At 45.6% G+C, this 25,159-nt stretch carries 18 protein-coding genes; 15 read left to right on the forward strand and 3 right to left on the reverse strand.

The genetic code is table 11. The features are described from left to right. The first annotated feature begins 24 nt into the window (after positions 1-24). Both ABIX36_RS14540 and ABIX36_RS14545 read left to right on the forward strand, forming a co-directional pair. Positions 25-2,958 (forward strand): insulinase family protein, encoded by a 2,934-nt coding sequence (locus ABIX36_RS14540; RefSeq protein WP_348082890.1) that lies wholly within the window; start codon positions 25-27, stop codon positions 2,956-2,958. A 734-nt stretch (positions 2,959-3,692) separates the two neighbouring features. Further along, positions 3,693-4,061, forward strand: a complete 369-nt coding sequence (locus ABIX36_RS14545; protein ID WP_348082891.1) for a response regulator — start codon at positions 3,693-3,695, stop codon at positions 4,059-4,061. Here the strand turns inward: ABIX36_RS14545 and ABIX36_RS14550 are convergent. Continuing rightward, entirely contained in the window at positions 4,040-5,155 is a 1,116-nt protein-coding gene (locus ABIX36_RS14550; RefSeq protein WP_348082892.1) for a hypothetical protein, read from the reverse strand. The two genes, ABIX36_RS14545 and ABIX36_RS14550, sit on opposite strands and share 22 nt — an antisense overlap. A gap of 319 nt (positions 5,156-5,474) precedes the next feature. Here ABIX36_RS14550 and ABIX36_RS14555 point away from each other — a divergent pair, with 319 nt between their 5' ends. The 7 genes from ABIX36_RS14555 (at position 5,475) to ABIX36_RS14585 (ending at position 15,215) form a co-directional block, all read left to right on the forward strand. Further along, positions 5,475-8,576, forward strand: a complete 3,102-nt coding sequence (locus ABIX36_RS14555; RefSeq protein ID WP_348082893.1) for a tetratricopeptide repeat protein — start codon at positions 5,475-5,477, stop codon at positions 8,574-8,576. Between the two features lie 14 nt (positions 8,577-8,590). Further along, a complete protein-coding gene (locus ABIX36_RS14560; RefSeq protein WP_348082894.1) occupies positions 8,591-10,438 on the forward strand; it encodes a hypothetical protein in 1,848 nt (615 codons plus the stop codon). 38 nt (positions 10,439-10,476) lie between these two features. Then, the gene (locus ABIX36_RS14565) at positions 10,477-11,577 is read left to right on the forward strand and encodes a hypothetical protein (RefSeq protein ID WP_348082895.1); all 1,101 of its coding nucleotides are present in this window, start codon (positions 10,477-10,479) and stop codon (positions 11,575-11,577) included. 49 nt (positions 11,578-11,626) lie between these two features. Continuing rightward, entirely contained in the window at positions 11,627-12,340 is a 714-nt protein-coding gene (locus tag ABIX36_RS14570) for a MotA/TolQ/ExbB proton channel family protein (protein WP_348082896.1), read from the forward strand. Continuing rightward, entirely contained in the window at positions 12,337-12,738 is a 402-nt protein-coding gene (locus ABIX36_RS14575; protein WP_128531729.1) for a biopolymer transporter ExbD, read from the forward strand. Before ABIX36_RS14570 ends, ABIX36_RS14575 begins: the two co-directional genes overlap by 4 nt. A 69-nt stretch (positions 12,739-12,807) precedes the next feature. Then, positions 12,808-13,620, forward strand: coding sequence for an energy transducer TonB (locus tag ABIX36_RS14580; protein WP_348082897.1), 813 nt, complete (start codon positions 12,808-12,810; stop codon positions 13,618-13,620). A 287-nt stretch (positions 13,621-13,907) separates the two neighbouring features. Then, positions 13,908-15,215: a folylpolyglutamate synthase/dihydrofolate synthase family protein gene (locus ABIX36_RS14585; RefSeq protein WP_348083032.1), complete on the forward strand. Its 1,308-nt coding sequence runs from the start codon at positions 13,908-13,910 to the stop codon at positions 15,213-15,215. Between the two features lie 186 nt (positions 15,216-15,401). On the opposite strand, the gene ABIX36_RS14590 is transcribed toward ABIX36_RS14585, so the two are convergent. Next, entirely contained in the window at positions 15,402-15,929 is a 528-nt protein-coding gene (locus ABIX36_RS14590) for a GNAT family N-acetyltransferase (protein WP_348082898.1), read from the reverse strand. 154 nt (positions 15,930-16,083) lie between these two features. On the opposite strand from ABIX36_RS14590, the gene mgrA reads away from it, so the two are divergent. The 3 genes from mgrA (at position 16,084) to ABIX36_RS14605 (ending at position 20,228) form a co-directional block, all read left to right on the forward strand. After that, the gene (gene mgrA / locus ABIX36_RS14595) at positions 16,084-17,073 is read left to right on the forward strand and encodes an L-glyceraldehyde 3-phosphate reductase (protein WP_348082899.1); all 990 of its coding nucleotides are present in this window, start codon (positions 16,084-16,086) and stop codon (positions 17,071-17,073) included. 196 nt (positions 17,074-17,269) lie between these two features. Next, entirely contained in the window at positions 17,270-19,738 is a 2,469-nt protein-coding gene (locus ABIX36_RS14600; RefSeq protein ID WP_348082900.1) for a DUF5686 and carboxypeptidase regulatory-like domain-containing protein, read from the forward strand. An 88-nt stretch (positions 19,739-19,826) separates the two neighbouring features. Then, complete coding sequence (locus ABIX36_RS14605; RefSeq protein WP_348082901.1) at positions 19,827-20,228, forward strand: VOC family protein; 402 nt, start codon at positions 19,827-19,829, stop codon at positions 20,226-20,228. A 39-nt stretch (positions 20,229-20,267) separates the two neighbouring features. On the opposite strand, the gene ABIX36_RS14610 is transcribed toward ABIX36_RS14605, so the two are convergent. Continuing rightward, positions 20,268-20,792, reverse strand: a complete 525-nt coding sequence (locus ABIX36_RS14610) for a GNAT family N-acetyltransferase (protein ID WP_348082902.1) — start codon at positions 20,790-20,792, stop codon at positions 20,268-20,270. A gap of 124 nt (positions 20,793-20,916) precedes the next feature. Between ABIX36_RS14610 and guaA the strand changes: the two genes are divergently transcribed. From guaA to ABIX36_RS14625, 3 genes are read left to right on the forward strand one after another with little or no spacing between them, the layout of a single operon-like run. After that, positions 20,917-22,446: a glutamine-hydrolyzing GMP synthase gene (gene guaA / locus ABIX36_RS14615; protein WP_348082903.1), complete on the forward strand. Its 1,530-nt coding sequence runs from the start codon at positions 20,917-20,919 to the stop codon at positions 22,444-22,446. Continuing rightward, positions 22,403-23,653 carry an ABC transporter substrate-binding protein gene (locus ABIX36_RS14620; protein ID WP_348082904.1) on the forward strand — a complete coding sequence of 417 codons (1,251 nt, stop codon included), beginning with the start codon at positions 22,403-22,405 and terminating at the stop codon, positions 23,651-23,653. The genes guaA and ABIX36_RS14620 overlap by 44 nt, the downstream gene beginning before the upstream one ends. Beyond that, entirely contained in the window at positions 23,650-24,861 is a 1,212-nt protein-coding gene (locus ABIX36_RS14625; RefSeq protein WP_348082905.1) for an RsmB/NOP family class I SAM-dependent RNA methyltransferase, read from the forward strand. The genes ABIX36_RS14620 and ABIX36_RS14625 overlap by 4 nt, the downstream gene beginning before the upstream one ends. Positions 24,862-25,159 lie beyond the last annotated feature (298 nt).

The following is a 25,159-nucleotide window of genomic DNA, read 5'->3' on the forward strand; positions in this document are numbered from 1 at the left end:
TATTTATAGCCTAACACCTCCAATATGAAAATAAAACTGATCCTTATCCTGTTACTGCTTGGCTCGTACACGGCCAAAGTATCTGCCCAAACACCCTACGTTTGGAAAACAGCCACCACAGGTGGCTACAACTATAAATATGTAACCAACGACCCAACACAGGCCCGTTTCTATACTTTAAAGAATGGCTTAACAGTAATCCTAAGCCCAACCAATAAACAACCCCGCATACAGGCTTACATCGCTGTAAAGGCCGGTAGCAAAACCGACCCTGCCGACCATACCGGCCTTGCCCATTACCTGGAGCACATGATGTTTAAGGGCACCGATAAGTTTGGATCTCTTAACTGGGCGAAAGAAAAACCGCTGCTTGATAAAATAGACGACCTGTATGAACAATACAACTCTACTACAGATGAAGCAAAGCGTAAAGAAATTTACAAGGAGATAGACAAAACATCGGGCGAGGCTGCCAAATTCGGCATCGCTAACGAGTACGATAAAATGATGGCCGCAATGGGCGGGCAAGGCAGCAACGCCTTTACCTCTTTTGAGCAAACCGTTTATACCGAAGATATCCCCGGCTCGGCAGTTGATAAATTTTTAACTATGCAGGCCGAGCGTTTCCGCGCGCCTGTACTGCGCATCTTCCATACCGAACTGGAAGCGGTGTATGAAGAAAAGAACCGTGGCCTCGATAACGACGGACGCAAAGCCCAGGAAGCCATGTTCGAGGCGCTGTTCCCCAACAACAACTATGGCAAGCAAACCACTATCGGAACTATCGAGCATTTAAAAAATCCATCGCTGAAAGCCATCCGTAAATATTATTACGACTACTACGTACCCAACAATATGGGGATCATTCTCTCGGGCGATTTTAACCCCGATGTGATGATAAAAAAGGTAGCCGCGCATTTCAACTACATGGTGCCAAAGGCTGTCCCGGCCTACACCTTCGCGCCGGAAGCACCGATAACCAGTCCTGTTAAAAGAGATGTTTACGGCCCTACCCCCGAGAATTTGACCATTGCTTTCCGTTTCCCGGGTGCAAGTACAAAAGATGCCCGCATGCTTAGCCTTATTGGTTCTATATTAACTAACGGCAAAGCCGGTTTATTCGACCTCGACCTCACCAAAAAGCAAAAGCTGCTTGGCGCGTCGGCTTCGCCGTATGTGCTAAAAGACTACAGCGTGTTGATGCTGCGTGGTACCCCGGTTAAAGGGCAATCGCTCGACGAGGTGAAGGCCTTGATGCTTGCAGAAATTGATAAGCTGAAAAAAGGCGAATTTGCCGCCGACCTGATCCCATCTATTGTAAACAATTTAAAAAAGAGCACCATACAGCAAAACGAAAACTACGGTAACCGTGCCGGTAACCTCATGAGCGATTTTACATCGGGTGTGGATTGGCGGGTAGACCTGGCCAGTATAAATGAATTGGCCAAAGTGGATATTGCACAGGTTACCGCCTTTGCCAATAAGTATTTAACGGCCAATAACTATGTAATTGTTTACAAGCACCAGGGCGAGGATAAAAAAATCCTGAAGGTTGAAAAACCACCTATAACACCTGTTGAAGTAAACGCGGGCGAACAATCGGCATACGTTAAAAAAATAAACGCCATGCCCGATAATCCTATCCAGCCGTTGTTTTTAGATTACGCAAAGGATATCCAGCGTGCAAAGGCCGGTAAGGTTGATGTATTGTCGGTTCAGAACAAGGATAACAGCATCTTCCGTATGTATTACCGTTTTGATATGGGCAGCTGGAATAATAAACTTTTGCCTGTCGCGGCAGCGTACCTGCAATTTTTAGGTACCGATAAAATGAGTGCCGAAGATATCAGCAAGGCATTTTATAAACTGGCATCTACCTACAGCATCAGCGCCAGTCCCGAAAATACAAATATCAATATTGGCGGACTACAGGAAAACTTTGGTGCCACGGTAACCTTGTTAGAAAACCTGCTGGCCAACTGCCAGCCCGACGAAAAAGCACTGGCCAGCTACAAGGTTCGGTTTAAAAAAGTGAGAGAAAACCAAAAATTGAATAAAGGGTCTATTATGCAGGGCCTGGTTAATTACGCGCAATACGGTATCAACAATCCTTTTAACAACGTACTTACCGATGAGGAAATAGACAACGTTAAAGCGCAGGACCTGGTTGATATTTTACACAGCCTGGTAAATTACAAACACACCATATTATATTACGGCCCGCAAACCGCCTTGCAGGCAGGCGCAACTTTGGCCAAACTGCACAAAACACCGGCAACCTTTTTACCTTACCCTGCTGCTAAAAAATTCACGAGGGTAAAACCGGGCGAAAACCAGGTATTGTTTGCTAACTATGATATGGTGCAGGCAGAGATAAACTGGATACGTAACGAAGAAACATACGATGTTGCCAAAACACCGGCCGCTGAACTGTTGAACAACTATTTTGGATCGGGGATCAGCTCTATCATCTTCCAAAACATTCGCGAATCTAAGGCGCTTGCCTACTCCACCTACGCCTACTATAGCCAGGCCGCAAAAAAAGGCGAAAAAGATAGTTTTGTAGCCTATGTAGGCACCCAGGCCGATAAAATGAACGAGGCCATCAAAGCGATGAACGAATTGCTGAACAGTATGCCCGAATCTGAAAAAGGCCTGCTTGCCGCCAGGGACAATGTGCGCAAATCTATAGAAACCGAACGCGTTACCCAGGATGATATTTTGTTTAATTACCTGGATGCAAAACTGCGCGGACTGGATTACGATCTGCGTAAAAATACATTTACGGCTATTAACAAATTAGGGCTGGCAGATGTAAAAGCTTTTCATGATGCCGAACTAAAGGACAAGCCATACACTTATTGTATTGTGGCATCCGAAAAACGGGTGAGTGATGAAGACCTGAAAAAATATGGCGTACTTTCAAAACCCGATCTTAAAACCATATTTGGGTATTAAATAGTATATTATTGTAACTATAAAAATGGCGGCCCGCTTAAGTGGGCCGCCATTTTTATTTGCTTGATGTATAAATATTATTCCCTCAGGCTATATGGTGGTGATATATAATATTATATATTTGTTACAACATTTAAACACACTAAATACAATACCCCCTAAATTGTATGACCTCGCCTGCTCCAGCTAAGATCACACCCCGTAAAAAAGTAACTGCAATATGTTCCAAATGCAAATCGGTTTTGGAAAGCCGCGCCCATCGCAGTTTTTTTGTGAAAAACTTCCTTTTTTGGTTACCTATCCGCAATTTTAAGTGCTATAAATGCATGCGTACGCAATATACCCTCGTTAACCGGTAGTTAAATAAAAGGCGCTTTATAATTCATTTTTTTTAACAAAATACCTATTTCGTTGTTCTATTTTACTAATATTACATTTTAGTAAACATTTACAGCCGATACCTTGGAGAAAACTACAAAGCCCCTGAGTTCAAAATGCCCTAAGTGTGGCAAACATTTCCATCATAAACTGCACAGAAGCTGGTTTGTAAAAAACCTGCTGGCCTTTATTCCCTTTAAAAAATATTTCTGCGCCAACTGTAAAAAGGCATATTACATCATAAAAAAGAGTCCCAATAAGGATGAATAGTATTTTGGTATAAGTATTGTAGTAACCCAATGGATTATTGTGCGTTTTGGCGCATTGTGCAGATACTTAATTAGAATGACATGAACATGGGGAGGATTTTAGCTGTAGACGATGATAACGACATACTGGAAGTACTACAATTTATACTGGAAGACTCCGGTTACGAGGTAGAAACATTATCAGACGGGCACTATTTACTGGACACTATTCGTAAAAAAGCGCCAGATTTAATACTGCTGGATATTATGCTGGGCAGCATGGATGGCCGCGAACTTTGCAAAGAAGTAAAAAATCAGGATTCTACTCACAATATACCGGTGATATTAATTTCTGCAAGCCACAATATCTCCAACGCTATGAACCAGGACGGCGCACCAAACGATTTTATTGCAAAACCGTTCGATATCAACAACCTGCTTGCTAAAATAAAAAATCAGTTAAGGCCCGCCGCCTGATCGACAGCAGGTTTTATACCCAACTCGTGCAGTTCCGTTGCAATGCGTGCGTTCCACAACTGCTGCCGGTAGGTATTTGTACTATGCCCGGTTTCGGTATCGTACTGTTTTTGCAGCGCGTTAATTTCTCTCAGCGCATCAAAATAAGCCATGTTAATGGGGCCGTCATAATTGTCTGCATTCAGTTTTTCGGCCAGGATCCACGTTTTAAAATGTTCGCCAACTATTTTCACAATATCAAAATGGTGTTGCTCGTGGGTAAGGCTGTTGCTGTTAATTGCATCATAGCGCACCCAACACGCGCTTTTTGGCAAATACACCTTAATATCCAGCTTAACGTTTACAACGCCGTTAACTATTTTAACCCTCTCGTTGTAGCCCAAGCTCGCGAAAACCTCGGCACCAAACTTATTATTTTGCGGCTTTTGCTTAAAATCCGCCCATGTTAAGGGTCGGTTTACGTCGTAATATACAGTATCACCTTCAGGCTCTTCATTGTAATCGGTAAAAACAATGTTCACCCCCTTCGCAAGCTTAATATTGGTAGCTGCCTGCTTGTTCATCCAGGTATTAAGGTAAGTTAACATATTCACTATGGCGTTTCTCAATAAGGGTTCAACCTGCTGCGCCGGGCCTGTATTACGTTGGTACGTACTTACGGTGCTATAGTCGCCCAGTTTTATAAAATCTTCATCGCGGTCATAGCCAAAGGTAATTGCCATGCTGATGCGTCCATCGGCCCTGGCATTTGCTAAAGGGCTTTCTGTCACGCTAAGCGTATGTAGTTTTATAATAACCGGCCGCAGGCTTTTATCAGCGGTAAACCCATTGTCTGTAAATTTTTTAAGGGCCGCAGCGGCACCGCCTTTAAAATCAACTTTAAGGGTTTCATCCGTTTTACCGGCTCCGCTTTTAACGGACAATAGCCGGCCAATTAAGGCTTTATCGCTCCGCTCGTCGTCTATCCGGGCAATATAAAACTCTTTGGGGATGAAGGTAAAACGCTGGTTTTGTAGTTCGATGATGGCATCGGGTGCGAGTGGTAATTTAAACGCGGGCGATATCAAAACAAAAGCCAGGGCTATTATTAACACTGCATGAATTTTAAACCGGCCTAATTTTACTGGAAGCATTCTGTAAAACAAAACGTTACAAATTTCGCAATATTTTATGCGACTTACTGGTTTCCAGTGGGATAATTCTCCCTGTGCCGAATTACTTTTAAACACCCCCGCTTAATTACCCACATCCGCCTGCTATGTACAAACATTCTCCCTACTTTTAATTTTCCACAGGCATACCACCGCGTTTTTGCCTTCGTTTAAAAAAAGTGCTTATTCACATTTGTTAATTACTATTGTGGATTGCATTTTTGCGTTTAGCTATTTTAGCACCATCATTAGTATGCGCTTTATGATCAAAACTAAGTATATAATTCTCGTTGCACCGGTATTTTTTGCCCTTACCACTCAGGCGCAGCAAAATCCTTCGTTCCATATTAACCAGGTTTACAATACCGCTGCCGACCTGCTGGACAAAGGGAAATACGCCTCCGCTGCAGAGCAATACCGGTTGGTAGAAGAAAGCCGCCTTAAACCTGCGCCGCAATCAAAATTCGAATCGGAACTCTCCCTGTTAAAAGAAAACGCCCAGTATTACGAAGCATTTTGCGCTCTTGAATTGGGCAATGATGACGCCGAGAGCATGTTTATGCGTTTTATAAAAGAACACCCCGAAAACCCGCTTACCAAGCTGGCGTTCTACCAGGTGGGCCGGTCGTATTTTAAACAGGGCAAATTTGAAGAAGCCCTCGTTTGGTTCAACAAGGTGCAGGCCGGTGAACTTACGGGGTCACAAAACACCGAGTATAAGTTTCGCAAAGGCTACGCCTATTTTATGCTGAACGATTACAAGAACGCGCAAGCCCTGTTTGGTGAGGTGAAAAACAAGAAGTCTCAGTTTACCGATGATGCGGTTTATTACTTTGCTTACATCGCCTATTTAAAAAAGGATTACAGCATCGCATTGGTCAACTTCGAGCGGTTAAAAAACTCGAAAAAATACGAAAGCAGCTACCCCTACTATATAACTGCCGTTTACTTTTTAGATAAACGCTACAACGATGTACTGGCCTATGCCATCCCCATCCTAAAAACAACCAAACAGCAAAACGAGACCGAAATGCTGCGCATTGTGGGTGCATCGTACTTTGCTAAAGGCGATTTTGACAATGCGGTAAGCTATTACAGCCGTTTCCAAGACCAGGATCAGAGTAAAACCCAAAACACGCAGGACAGCTACCAGATAGGTTACGCTTATTACAAAGTGGGCAACTACGGCAAAGCATCCAGCGAACTGGAGAAATTGGTGGCCCAAAACGACAACTACAGCCAAAGCGGCAGCTACACTTTGGGCGATGTGTTCCTGAAAATGAATAATAAACAAAGCGCACGGAACGCGTTCCGTGTTGCCTCCAAACTGGATTTTGATAAGCAACTACAGGAAGACGCGCTTTACCAATATGCCAAACTCTCTTACGAACTCGATTTTAACAACGAGGCGCTGATAGCCACCCGTGCATACTTAAAAAATTACCCCCGCAGCAGCCGTAACGATGAGGTAAAAACCTTACTGGGCGAAGAGCTGCTGAACTCGCGCAATTATAAAGAGGCCGTGGAAATACTGGAACCCATCCCTAACAAATCGGCCAGTGCGCAGGAAGCGTATCAAAAAGTGGCCTACTACCGCGGGCTGGAGTTTTACAACGAACGTGCTTTTGAAAATGCCATCGGTATATTCCTGCGTTCGCTTAAAAACCCTATCGATACCAAAATACAGGCGCTTACTTATTACTGGATGGCCGAGGCCATGTACGAAGTGCGCAAATACGGAGAATCGGTTGATAATTTCCAGCGGTTTTTGGCGATGCCGGAGTCAAAGGAGACCGATGTAGCTAATTTTGCCAACTACGCGCTTGCTTACGCGGCCTTCGGTGGCGAACAATACCGTACGGCTGCCACCTACTTCGAGAAATTCCTGAAGGGTGATATTAAAGATAAAAACAGCGAGAATGACGCCATTAGCCGCCTGGGCGACAGCTATTTTGTTTTGAAAAGTTACGATAACGCGATGGGTGCATATAACCGCATCATTGCGCAGCAAAGCCAGGACCAGGATTACGCCCTCTTTCAACGCGGTATCATCCAGGGCTTACAAGGCAACCCGGATACCAAGATAAGCACACTTAACGATGTATTGTCCCGTTTCCCGAATTCAGATTATGCGGATGATGCATCCTTCGAGATAGCCTACACCTACTTTTTGAAGAATGAAGGCGACCGTGCCAAGACAGATCTGCAGGCCATGATACAAAAGTATCCGCGTAGCAGCTACGTGCCACGTGCTTTAACAACCATCGGCCTGATAGATTATAATGCCGGTCGCGATGACGAGGCCGTTACTTCCTTTAAAAAGGTAGTGGCCGATTATTCATCAAGCGACGAAGCAAAACAAGCGCTTAAACAGGTAGAGAAAATTTATACCGATAAAGGTGACGCGCAAACGTTCATCAACTACGCCGGTACCACCGCTATAGGTAATTACTCTACTGCCGACCAGGAGAACATCATGTACGCGGCAGCCAACAACCTTTATCTGCGTGCCGACTGGCAGGGCACGGTAAATGCCGTTAGCGCTTACTTTGATAAATTCCCAACCAAGCAGATCTTTGAAAAAGAAGCAAGGTTTATCCGCGCGCAAAGCCTGGTGAATTTGGGTAAAACAGACGAGGCTGTTGTTGATTACAACGTTATCCTGAACGATTGGACCAGCGCCTACAGCGAAAAAGCACTTATCAGCATGGCAAAGCTTTACATGGCACAAAAGAAATACAATGACGCCATCGTGTTCCTGAAAAGGCTGGAGACCAACTCCGAGTATAAGGCAGATTACTCTTACGCCATCAATAACCTGCTGTTCTGCTACTCGCAGATCAACATGCCCGATGATATATTGAAATATGCCAACCTGATACGCGATAACGAAAAATCGGCACAGGAGGATATTTTTAAAACAGGTACCTATGCGGGTAAAGCTTACCTGGCAAAAGCAGATACCGCATCGGCCATTACCGAGTTTAACTACACGCTGAAAAACACAAAAACAATAGCCGCCGCCGAAGCTAAATACAACCTGGCCAACATCGAATACCTGCGCGGTAAGTACAAGGCATCTCAAAAAACCTGCTTCGACCTGGTGAAGGAAATGCCAAACTATGATTACTGGGTGGCAAAAACCTACATTCTGCTGGCTGATAATTATGTGGGGCTTAAAGATGCTTTCCAGGCAAAAGCAACCCTGCAAAGTATTATTGAGAACTATAAAGGTGATGATGATATTTTGGCAACGGCCAAACAAAAGCTGGCGCAAATGTCGCCCCAAAAAGCTGGCGCGTTAAAACCCGCTGCTGATAAGCCGGCAGCAACAGATACAACTAAACAAGGTACCAAAGAATAAAAGAGGAACAAGCAATGAACACAAGATACACTTACATACTGCTCGCCTTGTTAATGAGTTTTTTCTTTGTCCCGGCAAGTGCGCAAACAAAGAAACCGGCGACAAAAAAACCGGCCGCTAAAACAGTCCAAAAACCGGTTGCTAAAAAGAAACCGGCTAAGGCAGCGCCGGTAGTAAAAAAATCATCGGCCAAAAATCTGGGCGATGCGGCTTCTACCGTTGCGGTGGATACCACCAAAAAAGGCGGACAAAACAACCCCAACAGTACACCGGGTGCCGGCCTTACAGAAGAGATAGTAGTTACCACCGCTTACAAGCCGGTATTGGCCGAAGCGGTAAAAATACGCCATAACCCAAACCTCGAGGAGGCATCGCCATTTAAAGCGCCTTTGGCTTATGCCCCTATCGACAAAAAGCTGCAACAGGACAATAACATTGGCGAACTGGAAGCGATGAAACGCCCCGCCGAACAAGATTCTGTACCGGTAAACAACTATGTTAAAGTGGGCGCCGGGAGTTTAAAAACCACTTACGGCGAGGCTTATTTTGCCAACGGTCGCGATGAAGCGCTGCAGGTTGGCGGCTTTTTAAAGCATTTTTCACAAGCCGGCAACCAGTACAAGCAAAACGAGATCAGGGATGAGGTAGGCGTTTTCGGTAAAAGTATTATGGCCGATAATACGCTCACCGGCCGTATCAACTACAAGCGCCGCGGTACTTATTTTTATGGCGATAACACTTCGGGCGTTGTCCCTGCTACTTACGTTTTCGATCCGCAGAAGCAAATTTTTAGCACCATAGGCGCCGAAGCTGAGTTGGCCAAAAACTATAAAGATGTTGAGAACGATTTTACTTACGCCTTAAAACTAAAGGGCTATCTTTTCAGCAATGCTTATAAGGCAAAAGAGAATAACATCATTTTATCGGGTTTTGTAAACCAAACCGTAAAACAGTTTTACGCGGGCCTGGCCGGTTCATTGGACATTAGCACCCAAAAGGATGCGCTTTATTCTCTAAATAACAATATTGTAAGGGCAAACCCTTACATCAAGTTCCAGGGCGAAAACTATAAAATTGACGCCGGCATCAACATCGTCAAAGAGTTTGGCCTTTCCGACAGGTTCTTCATTTTCCCCGCCGCTAAACTGGAGTACCAGATAGTACCTAAATATGTGCGCTTATTTGCCGAAGCCAAGGGCGATGTAAACCGCGCCTCGTTGCTGGAGTATACCGATGTAAACCCTTTCCTCGGCGAAAATATCAACCTTGTAAACTCGGTAGATCAGCTGGATGTCACCGTTGGGCTGAAGGGAACCCTTGCTCCTGGTTTGAGCTTTAAAGCAGCCATTTTCCGCAACAGCGTAAAAAACCTTCCACTCTTTGTAAACGATTTTGCTAACACCGGTAACAAGTACGGCGTTATTTACGATGGCGGTAAAACACGCATCAGTGGTTTTAATGGTGAACTAAACTTTAAAGCAGCCGATTTCGACCTGTTTGGCAGGGTAGAATTTAAAGATTACAAAATGGCTACTGAGGCGCAGCCATGGAATTTGCCAACCTTTAAGTTAACCGCGGGTACGGTGATTCACATCAGCAATACGGTTGATATAAACGGTTCGTTAATGTTCCGTGGTGCCACGCAGGATAGGCCGCTTGGTGCAGGCGGGTTATCGTCAACACCCGTGAGTTCAAATATAGCGTCCTTTGCCGACCTGAGCGGTGGGGCAACTTACAAGGTGAATAAAAAGTTCTCGGTATTTGTACAGGTAAATAATATACTAAGCACCAGCAACCAAACCTGGCTTTATTACCCCAATTATGGGCTTAATGTGTTTGGCGGAGTGGGTTATGCTTTTTAAGCTTTTTGATGTTTTATAATTATCCGTACTTTTAGCGAATGGATGTAGGCTACTATATAAGCGAATTGCTTGGGCAGCACGGCGATGTAAATGTGCCGGGGCTTGGCTATTTTGCTCATACCCGTGTAAACGGCTATTATAACGATAGGGAGGGCAAATTTCACCCTCCGGGTTACAGCGTACAGTTCGATCCGCAGGATTTAGACGACGATGCGCTGGCTATCCATATTGCCGAAAAGAAAAATATCTCGGTAGCATCATCCAAGTACTTTACCGAAAAATTTGTACTGGCCCTTAAACAACAGGCTGCAATAGGCGAAACAGCGCTTGCCGATCTGGGCTGGTTCACCATGTATAATTTACAGCTTATTTTTAGGCCCAACAGCGTTACCAGTACCGACCCTGAGTTTTTTGGATACCCGACTATCAAGCTGCACAAATTAGGGAAACAACCGGTTATTGAGCAATATGAGCCAGGAGAACCAACGTACAGTGCCGATGCCGCAGCACAACCGCAATACAATCCGCAACCGTATATTCCCGGGGAGCAGTACCAAACCGGAGATGGGCAGGAGGAATACCTGATAGAACTCACCCGCAAAAAGCGCCGTAAAACTACCTGGGTATTTATTTTACTCACGCTTATAACTACCGCGCTTGCTGTATATATGGTAAAAAGGTACGACCCCGAATCGTTTAAGTTTTCCTTCGGATCGAAAGAAAAGGAACCGGCAAAGGCTCCAATAATTTTGGAAACAATCGATACCGGCAAAACAAAAGCTGATACAGATTCTGTGTCGATAATACGGAATGTAAAGCCAGATTCGGCAGCAAGTACTGCAATAACCGCCCCTGTAAAAGATACTTCATCACTACAGCGCTATGAGGTTATTGCCGGCTCATTTAAAAGCCTTGCTAAAGCCGGCAAAGCAATTTTAATGTTTAAAATAGCAGGACTGGATAGTGCCAAAATAGTGCCCGACGCTCCGGGCAGACGCTTTAAAGTTTCCGTAGGTACTTTTATTACCCAAGAAAAGGCTGATGCCTTAAAGCGAAGTTTAATAACTGCAAAAAAAATAAAACCCGATTCCTATACGTTACCTATTAACCCGAAAATAGTGGTAAAACAGCCGCGGTAAAAATAATCCGCATGTATTTCCTCTAAAATAAATCCAGAAACAACAACAAATGACTTTATTATTCGCCCAGGTTACAGATACAGCAACAAAGCTGATAGATACAGCAAAACAGGTAAGCCAGCAATTAGCGGCGATACCTGATGAAGAACTACACTTTGGCGACCTTCTTATAAAAGGCGGCTGGGTAATGATCCCTATCGGGATACTGGCTGTATTAGGCCTGGTTATTTTCTTCGAACGCTTTTTCACTATTCGTAAAGCCTCGAAAGACGAATCGCACCTGATGACACAGGTTCGCTCCAGCATCATGTCGGGCAACCTCGAGTCGGCCATTGCCTTCTGCAAAAACAGCAATTCACCGCTGGGTCGGATGCTGCAAAAAGGTTTGCTGCGTATCGGCCGCCCTATAAAAGATATCGAAGGCGCGATCGAGAACATCGGTAAACTGGAAGTATCCAAGCTGGAAAAGAATATCGGAATTATCGGCATCGTAGCCGGTATAGCGCCCATGTTTGGCTTTTTGGGTACCATCGCGGGGGTTATCAAGATCTTTTACGATATCTCTAAAACGGACAACATCAGCATGGGGGTAATTTCCGGTGGTTTATACGTGAAGATGGTTACATCGGCAGCCGGTTTGTTTGTAGGTATCATCGCTTACGTTTGCTACCATATTTTAAATATGATGGTTGATAAAGTAATTTTGAAGCTGGAAACAGATGCCATTGAGTTTATTGACCTGTTAGAGGAGCCAAGCAAATGAATTTAAGAAAGAGAAAACGCGGTGCATCAGCAGAGGTACATACCTCGGCCATGAATGATATCATGTTCTTCCTGCTTTTGTTCTTTTTGATAGCATCTACGGTTACTAACCCAAACGTTATTAAGCTGATGCTGCCAAAATCATCCAGCGGGCAATCGGTATCTAAAAAAACCATCAATGTTTCCATAGATAAAGACCTGAAGTACACCGTTGATAAAAAAGAGGTGCCCGTTGCCGACCTGCCCACCGTAATTGGCAACTACAAAAAACTGGCAAGCGAATTGACGATAGTATTATACGTAGACCGCACCGTAGCCATACAGGACGTGGTACAGGTGATGGATATAGCACAAAAATTAAACATAAAACTGGTACTGGCAACGGAACCGAAAGGATAAAAGTGGCGGTTGCTGTAGCAGTCATAATGCAAATAACTGCTACAGCAACCGCTACTACCAACTAAGAAAATGGATTACAGGGAACAAAATAATTATCCGAAAGCGTTTGCTGCAACAGGTATTGTACTTGCTGTGGTGATTGCCCTGTGCTATTTTATCGTGTTTCAAACACCGCCCAAGGATGAAGACGGCACCGGAGGTATATTGGTAAATTACGGCACGGTAGACGAAGGTACCGGCAGCGATTATATGAGCATTGAGGAACCATCTGTTGCCGAAAACGCTAATCAAACCAAACCGGATAAGGTAACCGAAACCCCGCCAACGGAAGAAAAACAGGAAGTGGATAACAGCGATAAAAACGTAGTTACCCAAACTAACGAAGACGCGCCCGAAGTGGCGGCAAACTCCAAAGCACCAAGCAAAACGGTAGCCACACAACCGGTAACAAAACCTGTAGCCGCGCCAAAAGTTAACCAAAACGCGCTCTATAAAGGCAAAACCAATAACGGTACCGGCGAAGGCGACGGAACCGGCAGCACACCCGGCAACCAGGGTAAAACCACCGGTACAACGCTTACCAACAATTACAATGGTACAGGCAGCGGCAATGGCGGCAATCTTAACCTTACCCAGCGCGCTTTTGTATCCTATCCTAAAGTTGTGGTTAAAGGCTTTAGTGGCAAGGTTGTAGTTGATATACGCGTGGATAAAAATGGCTACGTAACTTATGCAAATGCAGGAGCTAAGGGCACAACTATTGTTGATGCAGATTTGCTCAGAAAGTGTGAAGAGGCATTGTTAAACGCGAGATTTAATTCCTCTGAAACAGCAGCAGATTCACAACCAGGGCAAATGACGTTTGTGTTCAAGCAGAACTAAGCTTTAGTTCATGGATCATGGCTGATGGTTCATTGCAAAATATCCCCCGGGGCAACCGCTTTTAGAATTTTTATAGGCTTATTCAGTAATGATTTGTTGAAAATCAAGCTTGTTCGGGCTGTTCGCGCCAGATGTCGAACGCGAACAAGCCTAAAAACCAGTACTGTTAGCGTTTCTGTTTTAAAGCAATTTCCTGAAATATCCCTTTCCAGTTTTCATTGTCATTTCCCGGTGCTACCTTTGTTGCAAACGGATATGGTTCGTCCATGAACTATGAACCATCAACCATGAACTACAACGACACCCTCAACTACCTCTACACCCAACTGCCCATGTTTACGCGTGTGGGTGCCTCGGCCTTTAAAAAGGATTTGGATAACACCATCGCTTTATGCGCTAAGCTGGACAACCCGCAGCATAAATTTAAAAGCATTCACGTAGGGGGCACCAACGGCAAAGGTTCCACCTCGCATATGCTGGCGGCAATACTGCAAACTGCGGGATACAAAACAGGGCTGTACACATCACCCCATCTGAAAGATTTTAGGGAGCGAATCCGTATTAATGGCGAAATGATAAGCGAGCAAACGGTGGTTGATTTTGTAGCCAAACATCAAACCGATTTTGAAGAAATTGAACCCTCTTTTTTTGAAATGACCGTCGCGCTGGCTTTTGATGTATTTGCAAAAGAACAGGTTGATATAGCAGTGATAGAAGTAGGTTTGGGCGGCAGGCTCGATTCCACCAATATCATCACCCCGCTCCTCTCCGTGATAACCAATATTGGCTGGGACCACATGAACATCCTGGGCGATACCCTGGAACTTATAGCAGGCGAAAAGGCAGGTATTATAAAACCCGGCATACCGGTGGTGATAGGAGAACATCAGCCGGAGGTATCAGAAGTTTTTTTAAACAAGGCGAAAAAAGGGAGTAGTCCCATTGAGTTCGCATCCGAAGAGTGGGATGTATTATCAGAAAGCAGCGATTTGAATTTACTGACTGTAGAGATCCAACGACAAGTGCTGCCCACTTTTGCATTTTCGGAGGAACCCATATTTACATTCCGGCTCGACCTGCCTGGCAGTTACCAGGTAAAAAATCTGAAAACCGTTTTAACAGCGGTAGACGAGTTGCGCAATCGGGGTTTTAGTATCACCGATGAGCACCTCTCCATAGCGCTTCAAAACGTTAAAAAACTAACCGGGCTGCACGGCCGTTGGGAAGTGCTTAGCACTGCTCCGCTTACCATTTGCGACACGGGCCACAACCCCGAAGGCATTGCGGAAGTATTAAAGAACATCACCTCGGTAACCTACAAACAACTGCACTTTGTAATAGGTATGGTGAACGATAAGGACATTACCAAGGTGCTGGCCATGCTGCCGAAAAAAGCGATCTACTACTTCTGCAAGCCCGATATCCCCCGGGGGTTGGAAGCGGAAAGCTTAAAGCTTAAAGCAGAAAGCCTTGGGCTGAATGGCGAGGCTTACCCTTCGGTAAAAGATGCGCTTAACGCTGCACAATCTGCCGCTACTGCCAATGACCTGGTATTTGTTGGTGGAAGTACATTTGTAGTGGCAGAGGCGGTATAGTCTCTCCAAATTATTTCGAATTGTCATTGCGAGCGCAGCGCGGCAACCTCATATGACATTACCGATCTGCACGTTTTTTCGCTTGGCTACTTTGCACGCGGGTATGCTGAGGTTGCCACGTCGCTATCGCTCCTCGCAAGGACAGGATTTTTTATTTTGCATATCCATACGGCCCGAGCAACGAAATTATTTGGAATAGCGAGTTATCACATACCAATTATGCTTCACCCCATCATGCTCAAACTCCTCCACAAACTTTAACCCGGCTTTTTGCAGGGCTTTGTTCGACGCGATATTATCCACATCGGCCATGCCGTACATTTCTTTTAGTTTCAATACCTCAAAGCCATATTTTACCGATGCTATAGCTGCTTCGGTAGCGTAACCCTTGCCCCAGTAGCGTTTGATGAAGCGGTAACCCACATCGTAAAAATTGCTGTGCCCGTTACGGGTTTCGGTCATAAACTTTAGTCCGGCCCAACCCGTAAACTCACCTGTTGCTTTTTCAATAACCGCCCAGCGGCCTATGCCGTCGGTAACATATTGTTGCCGCACGTAAGCGATCATGTCCCTCGCCTGCTGAGTAGTTGTGATAGGTTTGTTGCCGAGGTAGCGGTGCACATCGGGGTCGCTGTCCAGCTCAAACATACCGTGCTCATCGGCGGGCAATAGTTCACGTAAAATAAGGCGTTCGGTTTCTGCGAAGATCTGCATAGTGGTTTGTCTGAGCTGACTTGAACGAATTTATGGAATTTATCGAATTAGCCCCTGCTCGCCATTTATCTATTTCTGTCTATTCTAAAAATTCCCTAAAATTCGAGTTCAGACAGACAAAAAATCCTATTTTTATCGCCATAAACCAAACAACATGGCCTACCAACCCTCAGCAGAACGTTACGATAAAATGCAATACCGCCGTTGCGGTAAAAGCGGAATAAAATTACCGGCCATCTCTCTTGGTCTTTGGCATAACTTCGGCCATGTGGATGTGATGGAGAATTTTCGCAAGATACTGCATCTCGCATTTGACAGCGGCATCACCCATTTCGACCTGGCTAACAACTACGGCCCGCCTCCGGGCTCTGCCGAAACAAACTTTGGCAGCATTTTAAAAGAAGATTTTGCCGGCTACCGCGATGAGATGATCATCTCTACCAAGGCGGGTTACCATATGTGGAACGGCCCTTACGGCGAATGGGGATCCAAAAAATATTTAGTTTCCAGTCTTGATCAAAGCCTTAAACGCATGGATCTGGATTATGTGGACATATTTTACCACCATCGCCCGGATCCGGACACGCCGCTGGAAGAAACCATGATGGCACTGGATCTTATCGTTCGCAAGGGTAAGGCTTTATACGCCGGTATCTCCAACTATAACGCCGAAGAAGCTGATAAGGCGATAGCCATACTGAAACAATTAGGCACACCATGCCTTATCCATCAGCCCAAATACTCCATGTTCGTTCGCGACGCGGAGGCAGGTTTGCTGGATGTGCTGGAAAAAGACGGCGTAGGCTGTATCCCTTTCTCGCCATTGGCGCAGGGCCTGCTAACCAATAAATACCTGCACGGTATTCCAGAGGATTCGCGTGCGGCAAAATCAACCGGCTTTTTACAAACCGACCAGGTAACCGATGAGGTTATCGCTAAAATAAAAGCCCTGAATGATTTAGCAGTACAACGCGGCCAAACCCTCGCGCAAATGGCATTAGCCTGGTTGCTGAAAGACGCGCGCGTTACGTCGGTGCTAATCGGTGCCAGCAGAGTTGAGCAGTTAGCCGACTCGTTAAAAGCACTGGATAATATTGATTTTTCTGCGGGTGAACTGCAAAAGATAGAGGGAATATTGGGATAGTGGATCATTGAAAGTTCCGGTGAGCGCACCGGAACCTGGATATAAGACCCCCACTGGCGGTGTCCCCACCGCCATCACCCAAAAGGCATATTTAAGGCAAACTTAAATATGCCTTTTGCTTTAACAATAATTAACATTAGGCGTCTAAGATCTTTCGCATATAACATCCATCTTAGTACAAACTTTATCCTACCTGATGAAATCACCTCTCCTCCTTGCATTTATCTTATTTTTCTCGCTTAAATTATCGGCACAGGACGCCACCATCAGCGGAAAAATAACCGCCGAAGACGGCAAGCCCATCCCCTTTGCTACTGTTTATATAAAAAACACCACCAAAGGTACATCGGCAAACAGCGAGGGCGAATACAGCATCAACCTAAAAACCGGCACATACGAATTGCAGTTTAAAGCCATTGGTTACCGTCAGGAAAGCCGTAAAGTAGAGTTGAAAACCAGCCAAAGCATCAGCGTTGTTTTAAAGAACGAGGATTACCAGATAAAAGAAGTAACGGTACGTGCAGGCAGCGAGGACCCGGCATACGCCATCATCCGCAAGGCCATTAAAAAGCGAAAAGGTTATTTGAATGCCGTAAACTCCTACACCGCCGAAGTGTATATAAAAGGGCTGCAAAAGCTGCTGGCCGCACCAAAAAAGTTTTTAATGTTTGATGTGCAGAAGGCCACCCGCGAGGCCGGGCTGGACAGCAACCGCACGGGCATCGTTTACTTGTCCGAGTCGCAATCTAAACTCAGTTTTATGCGGCCGGATGATATTCACGAGGAGATCATCTCTTCCAAAGTATCGGGCAGTAACCGGGCATTCAGTTTTAACCGGGCATCAGACCTTCGGGTGAATTTTTACGAGAACACCCAGGTTTGGGAAGGCTTAAGCAACCGCCCGCTGGTATCGCCCATTGCGGATAACGCACTTTTTTATTATCGGTACCAGTGGATGGGCATTTCGATAGAGAATGGCGAAACCATTAACAAAATAAAGGTTACTCCCCGGCGCGAACATGATCCATGTTTTAGCGGGTACATTTATATACTGGAGGATAGCTGGCGACTGCAAAGCCTCGGCCTTTCGATCACTAAAAAATCGAACATCAACTTTGTAGATACGCTAAAAGTGAACCAGGAATTTGTACCGGTGAGCAATGATGTTTGGATGCCCAGTTCTATCAAATTCGAGTTTACAGGCGGGCTGTTCGGCTTCCGTATCGGCGGATATTTTATATCCATCTATAAAGATTACGACATAAACCCTACCCTCGATAAAAAGCAATTTGCCGAAGTATTGCGCATCACCAAAGGCGTAAATAAAAAAGATTCGGCCTTTTGGGAGCAGCAACGCCCTATTCCGCTTACGCTGGAAGAAAAGACAGATTATACCAAAAAAGCGGTGCTGGCGGCCAAGCGGGAATCAAAGCCTTACCTCGACTCTCTCGACAAAGAGAACAACAAAGTAAGCTTTACTAAACTACTTTTAAGCGGATATAACCACCGTAACCGATACAAAAACGAATATTATAAATTCAACTCTATTATCAATTCGGTTTACTACAACACCGTACAGGGCCTCGCGCTGGATTACGGCGCTTCCTACACCAAGGGCTTAGATAGTCTAAACCGATTCCTTTCTACCAAATATTACTCGGTATACGGGCGGGCAGGTTATGGTTTTGCCAACCACATTTTCACGGGCAGCGGCGGCATTACGCTATCCAACGGGCCGGTTACCTTCAATATCAACGGCGGCTCGGATGTGGTGGACTTGAACAACCGGCAGCCCATCACCCGTTTTATGAACACCGCTTACAGTTTGCTCAACCGCGAGAACTTTCAAAAGCTTTATCAAAAGCAATATGTATCGGCGAGCCTATCCACACGCATCAGCGGCGGCTGGCTGGCCAGCGGAAGCATGGAATGGGCCGACAGGATTTGGCTGCCCAACACGGCATATTATAGTCTGTTCCATCCAAAGGGAAACGAATTTACTTCTAACAACCCGTTAAACCCGGCTGTAGATGCACCTTTGTTCCCGCAAAACCAATCATTTAAACTGAGCCTGCGCACCTCGTATGATTTCAGCAACAAGTACGAAACCTATCCAACTGGCCGTCGCTACCTGCCATCCAAATATCCTACTATTGGGTTTAATGTAACCAAAGGATTTAAAAACATATTAGGCTCGGATGTGGATTACACCCTGCTTTCGGCAGATATTTCCAAATCAGATATCCCGATGGGCTTTTATGGCAAAACAAGTTTCTACGTAGGCGCTGGCAAATTCTTCAACGCCAACAGTTTGTTTTATACCGATTACAAACATTTCTCGGGTAACCGCGTTTTGTTTTACGATTCGGGCATCAACCATTTTATGCTGTTGGATTATTATCGCTACAGCACCGGCGATAAATACTTAGAAGGGCATTTAGAGCATAACTTCTCGGGCTTTATCACCAATAAGATCCCGTTGATCCGCAAGCTGAAACTACAGGAGATCTTCGATGTGAATTACTTGTACACCCCAGCCTTAAAGCATTATACCGAACTGGGTTTCGGGCTGCAAACCAATACCGGCATCCGCGTAATGTACGGCATGGCCTTTAACCAGGGCGGCAAGGTGGATAACGCGTTGCGAATTGGGGTGAGTTTTTAGTGGGTTAGTGGAATCAAATTAAACCACTTGTGTTTGCATTATGGCAATTAAAACCCGTAAATTTATTTCAACAAAACCAACCTGTATTATGATATTTAAAAATGCCGTTAGCTGGTTCGAGATACCCGCAGAGGATATCAGCCGTGCCCAAAAGTTTTACGAAACTATTTTTGATATCGAGATGATCCCGATGGAGATGCCGGGCTTCGAGATGCGGATGTTCCCTATCGAAAACCCGATGGAAAATGTAGGTGGTGCCATCTGCAAAAGCGGCGATTTTTATAAACCATCTGCCGAAAGCGGCCCGGTAGTTTACCTGAACGCTAACCCCGATGTTCAGATCACTTTAGACAAGATAGAAGCCGCGGGCGGTAAAATTGTAGTTCCCAAAACAGAGATCTCGCCGGAATACGGCTTCATGGCCGTGTTTATAGATAGCGAAGGAAACCGGGTAGCCTTGCATTCGGTACCGGCGGGAATGGGAGAATAAAACTTTCAGATTTGACAACTTTTTAAAAGTTGTCAAATCTTACACAAGCACCTTCCTCATTCTCACAATACCCAATACCTCGTCATCAGGCAAGGGTTCGTTTATGCGTTCAACAGCCATATAGCCAAGTGCCTCGTAAAGCGGTACGCCGGGCAAAGTTGCGCCAAGTTCCATTACCGTAAACCCGTTTGAGCGGGCGGCATCTTCGCAGGCGGTTATCAGTTGCCTGCCTATCCCTTGCCGGGCAAAATCGGGGTGTACAAAAAAAGCGCGGATGCGTGCGGCATCTGTCGATGGGTCGAGTAGCGAATCTTCAGCCTCCTTATGTTGGTCGCCGCCGAAGAGGGTGTTGCGCTTGCTCCATCCGCCGCAGGCAGCAATAACGCCGTCTCTTTCTACGACGTAATAGGTACCATCGGTAACCAGCTGGCTATCTACACCAAAAATGTATTTGATTGCACTTTCTATCTGTGCATCGGTGTAATAACCGCTGCTTAACCCTCTTACGGAGTCGGCTATTAGTAGCTGTAAGACAGGAACGTCGTTGAATGTGGCTAATCTCATACCCTCCAGCCCCCTAAAGGGGGAGCTTTTGATTCGCAAGGTAAGCATCACTATAAAAATTTCGAAATCGAAAATTCGACATTCGAAATCTTCTCAAATTCCCCTTAAAAACCTATCTTTGCCCATGCAAGAAAAAATCCTCATTCTTGACTTCGGTTCGCAGTTTACCCAGCTTATCGCGCGCCGTGTCAGGGAACTCAACATCTACTGCGAGATCCACCCCTTTAACAAAGTTCCTGAAGTTGACGAAAGTGTAAAAGGTATCATCCTTTCGGGCAGTCCGTATTCTGTTCGGCAGGAAGATGCTCCACATTTCGAATTTGTAAAACATCATAAAACGCTCCCTATTTTAGGCGTTTGCTATGGTGCACAATACATTGCCCATTTCCATGGCGGCGAAGTTTTAGCCTCCAGCACAAGAGAATATGGCCGTGCTAATTTAGACTACATTAAACAGGGCAACCCTTTGTTTAAAGATGTGCCAAAGGAATCGCAGGTGTGGATGTCTCATGCGGATACTATTGCTACCATCGCGGGTGATTTTGAGATCATTGCCAGCACCGATAGCGTAAAAGTTGCGGCATACCAGGTAACCGGTACGCAAACTTACGGCATTCAGTTTCACCCCGAGGTAACCCACAGTATCGACGGTAAGCAATTGCTGCAGAATTTTCTGGTAGACATTTGCGGATGCAGCCAGGATTGGACGCCCGATTCGTTCATCGAAACTACCATTGCCGAACTGAAAGCTAAGTTGGGCAATGATAAAGTCGTATTAGGATTATCAGGCGGTGTAGATTCATCGGTTGCGGCGGTATTGCTGCACCAAGCCATCGGTGCCAACCTGCATTGTATATTTGTAGATAACGGCCTGCTGCGTAAGGACGAATACCAATCTGTTTTGGATTCGTACCAGCACATGGGGCTCAACATAAAAGGCATTGATGCAAAGCAGCGTTTTTACGATGCACTGGCAGGCTTAACCGACCCCGAGAAGAAACGCAAAGCCATTGGCCGTGTGTTCATCGAAGTATTTGATGATGCCGCGCACGAGGTACAGGGCGTAAGCTGGCTGGGCCAGGGTACTATTTACCCGGATGTTATCGAATCGGTTTCGGTGAAAGGGCCATCAGCTACCATCAAATCGCACCACAACGTTGGCGGTTTGCCCGATTTTATGAAACTGAAGGTGGTTGAACCTTTAAACACCTTGTTTAAAGATGAAGTACGCCGCGTAGGTAAAGCCTTAGGCATCGACCCGAATATATTAGGCCGCCACCCTTTCCCGGGTCCTGGCCTGGCTATCAGAATCTTAGGCGATATTACGCCCGAGAAAGTTGATATTTTACAACAGGCTGATGCGATTTATATCAACAATTTGCGGTCGGCAGGTGTTTATGATCAAGTTTGGCAGGCAGGCGCCATTTACTTACCGGTACAATCGGTAGGTGTTATGGGCGATGAGCGCACTTATGAGAACGTAATTTGCCTCCGCGCGGTAGAATCGTTAGACGGAATGACGGCAGATTGGTGCCACTTACCGTATAACCTTCTGGCTAAGATCTCTAACGAGATCATCAACAACGTAAAAGGAATTAACCGGGTAGTATATGACATCAGTTCGAAGCCACCGGCCACTATTGAGTGGGAATAAGTGGTTTATTGTATTAGTAGCACTTTTGGTGGGCGCATGCTCGCCAAAAGTGCGTACTGTACCCGTTGCTACCAAACCCGTAGCCGAAAAACCGGTTGCAAAACCGGAGAAAGCGCCCGCTAAACCAAAGCCCGTAGAGGCTAAATCCTCGGTAGTGTCGCTTATTTTACCTTTGAGTTTGGATAAGCTTGCTCCCGGGCAAAGCTACAGTTCTGCCGATCTAAAAAAGGCGAATATGTCGGTAGAATATTACCAGGGCTTTAAATTAGCGCTGGATTCTGTTGCCACCGACGGCGCCAACTTTAAACTCCAGGTTTACGATAGTAAGGATGACGCCGCCATCCACAGCCTCGGGTTAAACCCGCAGGTAAAAAATGGCGACCTGATCGTCGGGCCGATCTTCCCGGAGGATATCAGGCTTTTCGCGGCGATGTTTCAATATTCGCGCAAGCCTCTTGTATCGCCGTTATCGCCGGCTTCGCCCACGCTGTTCAATAACCAAAACCTGGTTACCATGACACCGCCGTTGGAGTACCATGCCAAAAGTGCTGCGACTTACATCGTCACAAAACTGAAACCCAAGAAGGTTTACATCCTCAACTCCGGCTTTAGTGATGAGAAACTTTACACCGCCCCTTTCAAACGCACTATTGATAGTTTGAGTAAACGCAAGATACAGGTGGTTCCATTCACCGTTGTGCGTGGCAACCTTACTCCATTAGTAGCGCAATTAAACAATAAGGAGCAAAGTGTTTTTTTAGTTCCTTCAACCAAACAGGCGTTTTTAATGGTGACCTTAAAATCATTGGATACTTTATCGAGGAAATTTCCGGTTACGGTGTTTGGGCATCCTAATTGGGAAAAGTTTGCCTTTTTAAAAGCTAACCTGCTTCAGCGACTTAAAACGCATATTACCAGTACCGATAAGGTGGACTATAAATCGCCCGAGACCAATGCATTTATTCGCATGTACCGCAGAGTATACCGTACAGACCCTACCGATTTCGCCATAAAAGGCTTTGATGAAGGCCTTTACTTTGGGCAGCTTTTGGCCCGCGATGATGATAGCTATCGCCGTGTGGAGCAGAACGATTTTACCGGGCTGCACAACAGCTTCCACTTTGAAAAGAAACCAGGACAAGGCTGGATAAATACGCATGTGAATATCCTTCGATACGAAAACTTTGAACTTAAACCCGTGCAATGAAGGCCATAAATCAGCTTAAAACATTTCAGCGCATTTTGGGTGATTACCCGGCAGATACACCTTTAGGCAAATTTCTCCCCGGCTTTTACAGGCAAAACAAACAAATGGGCAGCACCGATCGTAAGGTTGCGGGCCGTTTAATATACAACTACTTCCGTTTAGGCAAGGCGCTTTACAACACCCCTACCGAGGACCGCCTAATGGTTGCCGAATTTTTGTGCAACACACAAACCAACTCTTTTCTGCAGCATTTTAAACCTGAATGGGCGGCCTGCATAAGCTTTGGTATTGATGAAAAGATAAATCTTGTAAAAACCTCCCACCCCGATTTTAAACTGGAGGACGTATTTCCGTGGACTTCGCAGCTATCGGCAGGAATCGACAAAGACGCTTACTTAAAATCATTTTTTGTGCAGCCCGATCTGTATATCCGGATGGCTAAAGGTTTTGAGGCACAGGTGAAGGCCGAGTTAACTAAGGCGTCAGTAATATTTAAGGATGAGGGTAACGGATGCTTATCGTTACCCAACGGCACACGTTTAGAAACCATTTTTGCCAAGCAGCATTGGTATGAGGTACAGGATTATTCGTCCCAGCAAACCGCCAATTACTTTAAGCCGCAAAAATGGGATAGCTGGTGGGATGCTTGCGCGGCTTCGGGCGGTAAATCGCTGCTGTTGCATAGCCTGCAGCCGGATATAAAACTGGTCGTGTCAGATATCCGCGAATCTATCCTGTCTAATTTAGATGAGCGTTTTCAGCAGGCGGGCTTACGTAAGTACCAAAAGAAACTGATGGACCTTACCGAGAACAACGAGCAGCTTTTATACCAGTACGCGTTCGACGGTATTATATTAGACGCGCCATGCAGCGGCTCGGGCACCTGGGGGCGCACCCCGGAGATGATCAGCCAGTTTGATATCCACAAAGCCGATTTCTTTAAACGCCTGCAGCAAAGCATCATCACCAATGTGGTGAAACACCTTAAACCTGGCAAGCCAATTATCTACATTACCTGCTCTGCCTTTAAAGCCGAGAACGAGGACGCTGTGGATTTTATGGTGAAACATTTAGGCTTAAAGCTCGAAGAAATGCAGGTACTAAAAGGCTATGAGCGTAAAGCAGATACCATGTTTGTTGCAAGGCTGATAGGCAAAGCGCCAGCCCCCCACCCCCCTGAAGGGGGAGCTTTTGAAGAGCTGAGTTAACCACCACAATACGTACAGTTCAGACGAACCCAGCAACACCAAAAAACCGGCATCAGTAACGTTCGGTTAGCAAAGGCTCTGATCAATCACTAACTTTCATAGAACGGGACGTGGCCGGCACTTTTCTTTGGTTCGTTTCTTTTGGTGTCAAAAGAAATGAACATCCACAGGCTTAGCATAATTTACTACCCGCTCCTAACAGCGCACTAATCAATCAACAACTTACGTAGAGCTTGATTCGCCCCCCATCACGCCTAAGTTTTAAGGGGGTGTTAAAATATGTTAATCTTTTCATTTG

The sequence above is a fragment of the Mucilaginibacter sp. genome, from assembly GCF_039925265.1.
GTDB lineage: Bacteria > Bacteroidota > Bacteroidia > Sphingobacteriales > Sphingobacteriaceae > Mucilaginibacter.

Coding starts and splice junctions, on each gene's coding strand:
- ABIX36_RS14580 (WP_348082897.1), top strand. CDS start 12,808: ATGGATTACAGGGAACAAAATAATTATCCGAAAGCGTTTGCTGCAACA.
- ABIX36_RS14565 (WP_348082895.1), top strand. CDS start 10,477: ATGGATGTAGGCTACTATATAAGCGAATTGCTTGGGCAGCACGGCGAT.
- guaA (WP_348082903.1), top strand. CDS start 20,917: ATGCAAGAAAAAATCCTCATTCTTGACTTCGGTTCGCAGTTTACCCAG.
- ABIX36_RS14560 (WP_348082894.1), top strand. CDS start 8,591: ATGAACACAAGATACACTTACATACTGCTCGCCTTGTTAATGAGTTTT.
- ABIX36_RS14610 (WP_348082902.1), bottom strand. CDS start 20,792: ATGAGATTAGCCACATTCAACGACGTTCCTGTCTTACAGCTACTAATA.
- ABIX36_RS14620 (WP_348082904.1), top strand. CDS start 22,403: ATGACATCAGTTCGAAGCCACCGGCCACTATTGAGTGGGAATAAGTGG.
- ABIX36_RS14570 (WP_348082896.1), top strand. CDS start 11,627: ATGACTTTATTATTCGCCCAGGTTACAGATACAGCAACAAAGCTGATA.
- ABIX36_RS14540 (WP_348082890.1), top strand. CDS start 25: ATGAAAATAAAACTGATCCTTATCCTGTTACTGCTTGGCTCGTACACG.
- ABIX36_RS14590 (WP_348082898.1), bottom strand. CDS start 15,929: ATGCAGATCTTCGCAGAAACCGAACGCCTTATTTTACGTGAACTATTG.
- ABIX36_RS14625 (WP_348082905.1), top strand. CDS start 23,650: ATGAAGGCCATAAATCAGCTTAAAACATTTCAGCGCATTTTGGGTGAT.
- ABIX36_RS14545 (WP_348082891.1), top strand. CDS start 3,693: ATGGGGAGGATTTTAGCTGTAGACGATGATAACGACATACTGGAAGTA.
- ABIX36_RS14605 (WP_348082901.1), top strand. CDS start 19,827: ATGATATTTAAAAATGCCGTTAGCTGGTTCGAGATACCCGCAGAGGAT.
- mgrA (WP_348082899.1), top strand. CDS start 16,084: ATGGCCTACCAACCCTCAGCAGAACGTTACGATAAAATGCAATACCGC.
- ABIX36_RS14555 (WP_348082893.1), top strand. CDS start 5,475: ATGATCAAAACTAAGTATATAATTCTCGTTGCACCGGTATTTTTTGCC.
- ABIX36_RS14585 (WP_348083032.1), top strand. CDS start 13,908: ATGAACTACAACGACACCCTCAACTACCTCTACACCCAACTGCCCATG.
- ABIX36_RS14600 (WP_348082900.1), top strand. CDS start 17,270: ATGAAATCACCTCTCCTCCTTGCATTTATCTTATTTTTCTCGCTTAAA.
- ABIX36_RS14575 (WP_128531729.1), top strand. CDS start 12,337: ATGAATTTAAGAAAGAGAAAACGCGGTGCATCAGCAGAGGTACATACC.